8 protein-coding genes are annotated in these 9,133 nt (G+C 57.3%); 6 read left to right on the top strand and 2 right to left on the bottom strand.

Going from position 1 to position 9,133, the window contains the following annotated elements; all coding sequences use genetic code 11:
* From AC221Y_RS16030 to AC221Y_RS16005, 6 genes are all read left to right on the top strand, one after another.
* Positions 1–1,587: DUF3604 domain-containing protein (locus AC221Y_RS16030; RefSeq protein WP_486707742.1), on the top strand; the 1,587-nt coding region annotated here is incomplete at its 5' end.
* Between the two features lie 43 nt (positions 1,588–1,630).
* Positions 1,631–2,503 (top strand): DUF2092 domain-containing protein, encoded by an 873-nt coding sequence (locus AC221Y_RS16025; RefSeq protein ID WP_486707741.1) that lies wholly within the window; start codon positions 1,631–1,633, stop codon positions 2,501–2,503.
* Between the two features lie 184 nt (positions 2,504–2,687).
* On the top strand, positions 2,688–2,921 hold the full coding sequence (locus AC221Y_RS16020) for a DUF1214 domain-containing protein (protein WP_486707740.1): 234 nt from the start codon (positions 2,688–2,690) through the stop codon (positions 2,919–2,921).
* Positions 2,922–3,027: 106 nt separating this feature from the next.
* Positions 3,028–3,462: a DUF2092 domain-containing protein gene (locus AC221Y_RS16015; protein WP_486707739.1), complete on the top strand. Its 435-nt coding sequence runs from the start codon at positions 3,028–3,030 to the stop codon at positions 3,460–3,462.
* 331 nt (positions 3,463–3,793) lie between these two features.
* A complete protein-coding gene (locus AC221Y_RS16010; protein WP_486707738.1) occupies positions 3,794–4,204 on the top strand; it encodes a hypothetical protein in 411 nt (136 codons plus the stop codon).
* 4 nt (positions 4,205–4,208) lie between these two features.
* Positions 4,209–5,807, top strand: a complete 1,599-nt coding sequence (locus tag AC221Y_RS16005) for a DUF1254 domain-containing protein (protein WP_486707737.1) — start codon at positions 4,209–4,211, stop codon at positions 5,805–5,807.
* 562 nt (positions 5,808–6,369) lie between these two features.
* On the opposite strand, the gene AC221Y_RS16000 is transcribed toward AC221Y_RS16005, so the two are convergent.
* On the bottom strand, positions 6,370–6,765 hold the full coding sequence (locus tag AC221Y_RS16000; RefSeq protein WP_486707736.1) for a hypothetical protein: 396 nt from the start codon (positions 6,763–6,765) through the stop codon (positions 6,370–6,372).
* A 155-nt stretch (positions 6,766–6,920) separates the two neighbouring features.
* Positions 6,921–9,133 (bottom strand): efflux RND transporter permease subunit (locus tag AC221Y_RS15995; protein WP_486707735.1); only part of this gene is annotated, 2,213 nt, incomplete at its 5' end.

Below are 9,133 nucleotides of genomic sequence, written 5' to 3'. Positions count from 1 at the left end.
GGGTTTGCGCCCGACCTGCAGGCCGGCAAGCCCGAGATTCTCGCCAATCCCAAAGGCCGCGAATGGTACGAGGGATACGTGGCTGGCGGTGAAGCGGCGGGCAAAAGCGCGTTCGATCTCATTACTAACTTCGCGCAGATGACGTTACCGGAAGACATCGTCGAGTCTTACAGCCCCGGTGCCGATGCCTTCTCCTATGTGTGGGAGGACATCGTCGAGGCGGCCGAGCGTCACAACGATCCTGGCAAGTTCACCGCATTTATCGGCTTCGAGTGGACCTCTGTTCCGAAGGGGTTCAACCTCCACCGCAACGTGATGCTCCGTGATGGCGCGGTGCGTGCGCTGCAGATGGTGCCTCCGACCACGCAGCCGCCCAAGGGCGATACGAATCCGCAAATGCTATATGAGTGGCTCGAGACCTATCAGGACAAGACGGGCGGCCGTGCCATCGCCTTCGCCCATAACGGTAATCTTTCCAATGGCTGGATGTTCCCGACGGACAAGACGTATCACGGCGGAAACGTCGACAAGGAGTATGTGGAACGCCGCGCCAAGTGGGAGCCTCACTACGAACTCACGCAGATCAAGGGCGACGGTGAAGCCCATCCGGCGTTAAGCCCCGAGGACGAGTTCGCCGATTATGAGAACTGGGATGTTGGCAATCTCGACCTGACCGAGCTGAAGAAGCCGGAGATGCTAAAGGGTGAGTACGCCCGCGAGGCGTTGAAGCAGGGTCTTGCGCTCGAAGAAAAGTTCGGCGTGAACCCTTACAAGTTCGGCTTTGGGGGGGCGACCGATAGCCATACGTCTCTAGCGACAGCCGAGGAAGACAACTTCTTTGGCAAGTCCGTGAGCGTGGAGCCGTCACCGACCCGCATCGAACATCCCTTCATTGCCAGCGACCTTGGCCGGATCGAAGGCCACAAGCTTGTCGCCTCTGGCTACACGGCTGTCTGGGCGGAAGAGAACACACGCAAAGCCATCTTCGATGCGATGAAACGGAAGGAAACCTACGCCACGACGGGGCCCCGCATAGCCGTACGATTGTTTGGCGGATGGGACTTTAACGAAGACGACCTGCGTTCGCGCGCGCCCGCAATAACTGGATACAAGAAGGGCGTTCCCATGGGCGGGGACCTGCGTGAGCGTCAAGGCGATGCGGCGCCGAGCTTTCTAGTTTATGCCTTGCGCGATCCTATTGGCGCCAATCTCGACCGTGTCCAAATCGTGAAGGGCTGGCTCGATGCCGATGGTGAGCTGAAGGAAAAAGTCTACGATGTTGCTTGGTCTGAAGGCCGGAAGCCAGGCGCCGACGGAAAGCTCCCAGCAGTTGGCAATACCGTCGATCTTGAGACGGCGACCTGGGAAAATAAGATCGGCGCCTCTGAACTTTCAGCGGTCTGGACCGACGCGGACTTTGATCCCGAAGAGCGTGCCTTTTACTACGCACGCGTTCTGGAAATCCCAACGCCGCGCTGGGTCGTCTACGACAAGGTCCGGTTCGACATTGAGTTGCCGAAAGACGCGCAGCAGGTCCACCAGGAGCGTGCCTACACGTCTCCCATTTGGTACACGCCGAAGGGGTAAGGGAAGGATAGATCGGCTTGCGGTCAGTGGCCGGGCATGATGAGTGACCGTCAATGAAGACCAAACCATCAATTTTGAACGAATCAAGAGTGAAGGGAAGAGGAACATGAAAACGATAGTCCGACGGTTACTGAGCCTCGCTGCGAGCGTCGTCGGCGTAGCAGCTCTGACCCTAACGGTGGGTTTTGGAGCATATTCATCAGCAAGGGCAGACGAGGCCGATGCGAAGAAACTCCTCAAGGCCATGTCTGATTATGTGGCAGCGCAGAAGGCCATATCCTTTGACTTCGATACTATCCTCGAGGTTGTGACCAAGGATGACCAAAAACTCGCACTAGCAAGCTCAGGAACCGTCCTCCTCAATCGCCCTGGTAAGATTCGTGCCACCAGGGCAGGTGGCCACGCTGACGTTGAGATGCTGTTTGATGGCACGACGCTGACGTTACTTGGCAAGAATGCAAACCTCTACACGCAGATAAATACACCCGGTTCGATTGACGAGCTTGTCGAAGTACTGCGGGAAAAATATAAGAGGCCACTTCCGGCCGCGGACCTCCTCATGGCGAATGTCTACGATCAGCTTATGACTGATGTGACGGACGTTAAGGATCTCGGTAGCGGCGTGATTGGTGGGGTTGAGTGTGACTACCTTGCATTCCGGAAGAAACACCTAGATTGGCAGATATGGATCGCTCAAGGGGATAAGCCCTATCCGTGTCGCTACGTTGTTACATCCAAGGACAGGCCCCATTCACCGCAATACAGCGTCCAGATCAGCAACTGGAAAACGGGCAATGCAGTGGCGTCGGATGATTTCGGGTTCATGAATGCATCCAAGGCCACTGAGGTCGACATCAAGGACCTTAAGGGCATGAGTGTCTTTCCTGATAATTTCAAAATGGGAGCAGCCCAATGAGCATGTTGAAGAGGTCAGGAATCGCAATTGGGATCGGGATAGTCACATTTGCTGCCCTCCACATTAGCAGTGGGCCGTCTTCATTATTGAAGGCCGACTGGCTCATCTCGCCCGCGGAAGCAAGAGTCGGGCGTCCACTTACGCCGGTTAGCGTTGCAGGCGTAGGGCGGCGGACTGCGCGGCGTTGCGCGAATGGTACCTACAACTGCTAGCAGACAACAAGCGAGACAAACTGCTCACCAATGATGACGGGTCGATTGACATTTTCTTCGGACCAGAAGCACCTGAAGGGAAAGAAGCCAACTGGATACAGACAGTGCCCAACAAAGGGTGGTTCGCCCTGTTGCGGCTCTATAGCCCAACCGAAGCGTGGTTCGACAAGACCTGGCGACCGGGCGAAATTGAGCTAGTTGAGTAACGGCTCGGCTTACGAGGCGAACTGCGGCCACGCCTTGGAGGTCGCAGTCGTCCGCTTTTTCTGGAGCTCTCGCCACAGCTCATGTCCCTCACGAGAGCGCTCGCCAATGCCCGCAAAGATCGACAATCTAGTCGACGTCCTGCGGGAAAAATACAATAGGCCGCTGCCTGCCGCAGATTTGCTGATGTCAAATAGCTACGATGAACTGATGGCCGACGTCACTGACGTGAAGGATCTGGGCAGCGGCGTGATCAACGGCGTTGAGTGCGATTACCTCGCTTTCCGGAAGAAGAAAATCGATTTCCAGATCCGGATCGCTCAGGGAGCGCGTCCCTATCCTTGCCGGTATGCCATCACCTCCAAGGATATTCCCCTTTCGCCGCAATACAGCATCCAGATCAGCGATTGGAAGACCGGAGCTGAAGTCGCCGCGGACGACTTTGGCTTTAAGAATGCAACGAAAGCCAAAAAGGTCGACGTGAAGGACCTCAAAGGCATGAGCGCCTTGCCAGATCATTTCAAAAAAGGAGCGACTCAATGAGAGTGCTAAAGAAAGCAGGAATCGTAATTGGCTTCGGGATTGTCACACTTGGCGCACTCCATATCACCAGCCCGTCGCCAATGTCCGAGTTCGACGGTCTCATTTCTACTGCTGAAGCCAGAGTCGGGCGTCCGCTTACGCCAGTTAGCGTTGCAGGCGTAGGCCGACGCACTGCGCGGCGGTGCGCGAACGGTACCTACAACTGCTAGCAGACAATAAGCGCCGCGATGGGAACCGCTCAGATCACAACAATGTCTATTTGTGTCACTTTGCTGACCTCAATCGTTAGGCCAGGAATGTCGGCGCTACGTCTTTGGAATGGAGGGATCCGATGAAAGCTGCCTATTTTGCAGCATACATTATGGCGTTTGTCTTTATCGCCGGAGAAACTCTCAGGAGGGGGCTGAGCTACCTTTCTGTGAATGCGACGACGATGGTCGAGGACTACATTTGTGGCGCGTTGTTGCTATCGGCCGCGATTTTTTGGTATCAGCAGCGGCCATTGGCACCGAAACTCATGGCTGTGGCCTGGGCGTATGCCACAGGCGGCATGTTCGTGCCGTTCTTTGCGCATCTTGAGGCGTTTTTGCGGGACACGACCTTTCGCCCGGATCATCCCCATGAGGACGTCAATTCGATTGTCCTCAAAGGTGTCATCTGGGCGATTTGCCTCGTATTCTTGATCATCTCGTTGCGCAGCGACGATTCCGAATTTCAGGCGGCGCAAAGCCGGGCCGTTTGAGGGCTTGGCCGCGCATTGGAGAGGAGACGACATGACAACATTTAGAGCATTGCTTGCGGCGGCGCTTTTTCCGTTTCTGTTATTGAGCCCGCCCGCCTCGGCCGAAGACCCGACACCGGGCTACAATACCAAGATCCCCGAAGGTCTGCTGACGCCGGACAAATACCCCACACGCGTCGGCGACATCGAGTTCTTCGACGGCATCCCTACGGCCGCGACCGCTGAGGCGCTCTATAATCACCTCGACTACATTCGCGGCGTGGAGACCTTTCTCAACGGTATGCCAGCGGCTTCCCTGGAAGCAATTCGCCGCAGCCAGGAGGTCGACGGTGAGACGCACTCCTATCAGGTCCGGATCTTCGACCAACTAATGGACAGCAATCCGCTGTTCCTCACCGGCAACACCGATACGGTGTATCTCAGTGCCGTTCTCAATCTCAAAGAAGATGGACCAACGGTAATCGAGATCCCACCGGGAACCGGTCCGGGGACCGTCAACGATGCTTTCTTCCGCTTTGTGACCGACACGGGCCCTCCTGGTCCTGACAAAGGCAAGGGCGGCAAGTATCTGATCCTTCCGCCCGACTATGACGGGGAACTCGATCCTCCTGTCGGCGGCATGGAGGCGGAGGTCGACGGAGAGACATACTTTGTCTCCAAGTCGACCAGCTGGATCAATTGGTTCATCGCGCGGGGCTTCCTCAAGGATGGTAAGCCTGATTTTTCTAGCAAGCTTTTCCGCGACGGCATCAAGATCTATCCGCTCGCTAAAAAAGATAACCCGCCAGCGATGGAATTCTACAACGGATCGACCAAGGCATTTAACACCATCCATTCGACCGACTTTGACTTTTACAAAGAGCTTCATGCTGTGATCGATCGCGAGCCGGTCGAAATGCTCGACCCCGAGTTGCGCGGTCTATTTGCGTCGGTCGGAATTCAAAAGGGCAAGCCGTTTGATCCGGACCTCCGGATGAAGAATATCCTGATCAAATCCGCCGAAGTGGGCAATGCGACGGCGCGAACGATGCTCTGGTATGAACGGAACCCGGAAGAACTCCTCTACGAAGGAAGCAATTGGAAGCGAGGATATCCGGGAGGTTCCTATGAGTTTCTCAAAGATGATGGAGAAGGCGGTCGGAACCTCGATGCGCGGTCGATGTTCTACTATTTTGCCACTGTCAATACGCCGGCAATGGCATGGAAATTGATTGGCAAGGGCTCGCAATATGCCTGGGGTGCTCTGGACGCTGACGGCGACTATCTGGACGGAAGCAAGACATACAGATTGAACCTTCCCAAGGACGCTCCCGCCAAACAGTTCATCTCGATAGTTCTTTATGATCCTCAGACCCGTTCCCAACTTCAGACGAGCCAGCCGTTCCCCAGCTACAACAGCGAGAAGCACAAGGGCAAGGTTGCGGTTAACGAGGACGGTTCGGTGGACCTCTACTTTGGCCCGGAGGCACCTGAGGGGAAGGAAGAAAACTGGATCGAGACAGTTCCGGGTAAGGGCTTTTTTGCGATCTTGCGCCTCTATAGCCCAACCGAACCCTGGTTCGAAAAGACGTGGCGGCCTGGCGATATCGAACTCGTCGAGTAACGGTTCACTTTCCGGGGGCGATCCACAATCGCTCCCGGAAAGTCCATTCGGACCTGCGAACGCCCGCTCCTGGCACTTAACAGACATCGGTTCAGTGGGGAGGGATATCCGCTAACTGGCTCATGCGGACCCTCAGACAGGAATGGGTGTAAGAGTCAATTCTCGGTGGCCTCAAGACCCGCCGTCGCACGTGTTTGGAGCCCTGAACGCTCTGCGCCAAGTGCTAAGAATCTGCCTCAGAGGACGGCATAGCCGAGGTGGAAATAACGCTGGTCTGCCCGCGATGGCGGTCATTTTGCTAATGCTCACCAACTTGCCCCCCGACAATTCACATGGTTTGAGTTGAGGATCGTTGTCCTCTTCTGCACGCTAGTCTTGGCGCCGATCGGAGCGGTACTGAAATTTCTTCAAGAGAATTGCTGAGCCAACCCGCATTGAATTCAGCTCAACAATTCGGCGAGCGACATAAGACTGTCGCTCGCCGAATATGCGTGACTCGATTTGTCGAGCGAAGAGCGGACGGGCTAGCCGCAACAGATCATCACCCGCTGCGCACCTACGCTTAGCGCTTCTTCAGAGTTACGCTCGCGTTGCCCTTGTTGCTTTTGAACGACACCGTTTGTACCGAGCCCCTCACGGTGACAGTCATGCGTCCTGAGACGGCGTGCTTTGCACTAGCGAACTGGCCCACATATGTGTTCGCGCCAATTTGCCGCAATTGTCCCGCCTGCCGAATTTGCTTTGCGGACGTGGACGTGCACTTCACGTTGACACCAACGAGCTTGCCGCCTTGTGGGCTATAGGTCATGCGGCAACTCACCTTCTCCTTCGCGCCATCGTTGGGAACGGCGGTGCCGCTGCCGCTCCACGTTCCACTTAGCGAGCCGGCGGCCGCGCCTTCGATCGAGACGAGAAGGGCGAGTGTCGCCAATGCCAAAAGCCGGAGCGACGTTTTCATATAAGCCTCCTAGGTTTGCTTGCTGTGGCCCAGATTGCTCTGGAGCCCGGTCTGCCCGGACCGAGTATAGACCGATCCCCAGGGCTCTTTAAACAGCCCCCGAAACCACGGGCAGGGCCTGATTAGCTTGAAATCTTGCAATAATCGTGACGTGATCAGGGGGCGCTGTCGGGTTCGGTTTCGCGCTCGCGTTTATCGTCCCTACCTCGCTTTGCCCGGCGTTGTTCCGCGAAGGCAATGGTCGCCGGAAGCACAAGCAGGTCGCCGAAGAAGGCCGTCACCAAGAGGATGATCGTGACCGTGCCGAACAAGCGCAGGTTCGGCAGTTCGCTGAGGAGGGTGGCCCCGAAGCCGGCAATCAACACCGCAGTACCGACGACGATAATCGGTCCGATGGTCCTGATCGTCTCCGCCAAAGCGGGTTTGACGTCTTGGGCCTTCGACCGAAGGTGCTTGTAGTAGTTGAGAATGTGAATGGTGCTGTCGACGGATATGCCAAAGCCGATGGTGAACGCGACCACGGCGGTGAATTGCAAACCCACGCCGGACAGATAGAGCGCCGCGCCGGCAACGGCGATGGGCAGGAGATTGGGCAAGATACTGTAGAGGCCGGCACGCACTGACCGGAAGACAAGTCCAATAAGTATGATGTTCAGGACGATGGCTATGAGCAGGCTCCTGTTGAGCTGAGCGATCATCTCATGGCTGGCGTGGGCGGAGACCACGGCCGTGCCTGTCGCCACGAAGCCGACATCGGGATAGGCCGCGCGTAACTCCGTTAGCTGGCGCTCCAAGTTTTCCACAACCGGCAGAAGCTCGACGGCATCGACGCCCGGGAAGTAGCCGGTCACGAGCGCGGATTTGTGCTCCGGGGACAGGATGCGCGCCAGCATCGGCGACTCCGCCTCCTTCAACAAGTTGAACACCTTGCCCTTTTCTAGCCCGCCCTCGGCCGCCCAGGCCTGGATGCCGTACAGGGACGTTACGCCCGTCACCAGCGGCAACGACGCCACCGCCTTGTGCACCTTCTCGACCACCTCGAGCGTCTCGGCCGACTCGATGTCATGATCAGGCGGCCACTGAATAAGCACGAGCATCCTCTCGGTGCCGCCAAGGCGTTCATCGATCGTGCCCATGGCGCCATACGCTACGCTGTCTTCGGGCAAATACTCGCGGTACTGATAGCTTGGACTGATCGAGGCATAGAGCGCACCGGCGCAGGCAGCCAGCAGAATGCCGCCCGCAAGGACCGCGCCAGGTCTGCTCAAGGTGAAGCTGCCCATTCGAGCACAGGCGCGGCTCGCGATGTCGAAGATGAGATTGACATTGCGGTCCGTCGCCGGGTTCGGGCCAAACCGTCCAAGAACCAAATAGGCCGCTGCCGGTAAAATCGTGATGGTCGCGAGAAAGGCAATAAAAGTCCCGATCGCCGCGGTGAGACCGAAGCCTGAGACAAGCGAATGCGGCACGAGCGTGAGAGACAACAGCGCGATCGCAGTCGTGGTCGAGGCAAGGACGCAGGCAGGGCCGATTTCGGTGACAGCCGCGGCGATGGCATCGCGGAGGTCGGCGCCGTCCGCCAGGTTGCGTCTTATGCCGAACAGCAAATGCAAGGCGCTTGCGACCACAAGCACGATCACGAGAGCCGGCACGACACCCGTCAAGACATTGAATTCTTGTCCGCGCAGCTGCGTCGTTCCCACCAGCCATACGACGGCTATGACGGCCGGTATGCCGGCGAGCGTGGCGTAGACGAAGCTGCGGAAGAACAGCCAACTGACCAGGAAGGAAAAGGCGAAGCCGACCGCAATGAATGTCCGCTGGTCGCGGATCAGCGCGGAGACGATGTCGATGCGCAGCAGGGCTATGCCAGTGGGCTGAACATGCACATCGGAACCGGCAAGTACCGTGTCTACGACGCCGTTCAACTCGCCGGCAATTTGCCGAAGACCTTCGACGCCAGACTGCGGTTCGATGGAAATGGTGAAGAGGCCGGTCTTTGCGTCGTCGGAAAGCAGCGTTCCCGACACCAGCGGGTTGCGCAGAACCGCCTCACGGATTTCCGGAAGTTCGTCGTCCTTCAGCTCGAAGGGGAACACAGGGTTGCTCCGGCCCTCGGCGTCAGGCGGATGGCGGGCTGAAAACATTGACAAGACGTCGCGGACGCCATCGACGAAGCCGAGTTCCAGATGCAGGTCCCGCAAGCGTTCGAGATTTTCGCGCGTGAGAAGATCGTCGGACTGAAGCAACAGCAGAATGTCCCCGGCGCTTTGAGGGTACTGCTCCTCGAGCATCACGAGATTGACGAAGTCGGGGCTGTCGGAGCGGAAGATTTCGCGGACGTCGCTGGAGAACTGGATCTTGCTCC

Source organism: Boseongicola sp. (assembly GCF_057460485.1).
This window is presented reverse-complemented; position numbering and strand designations above follow the sequence as displayed.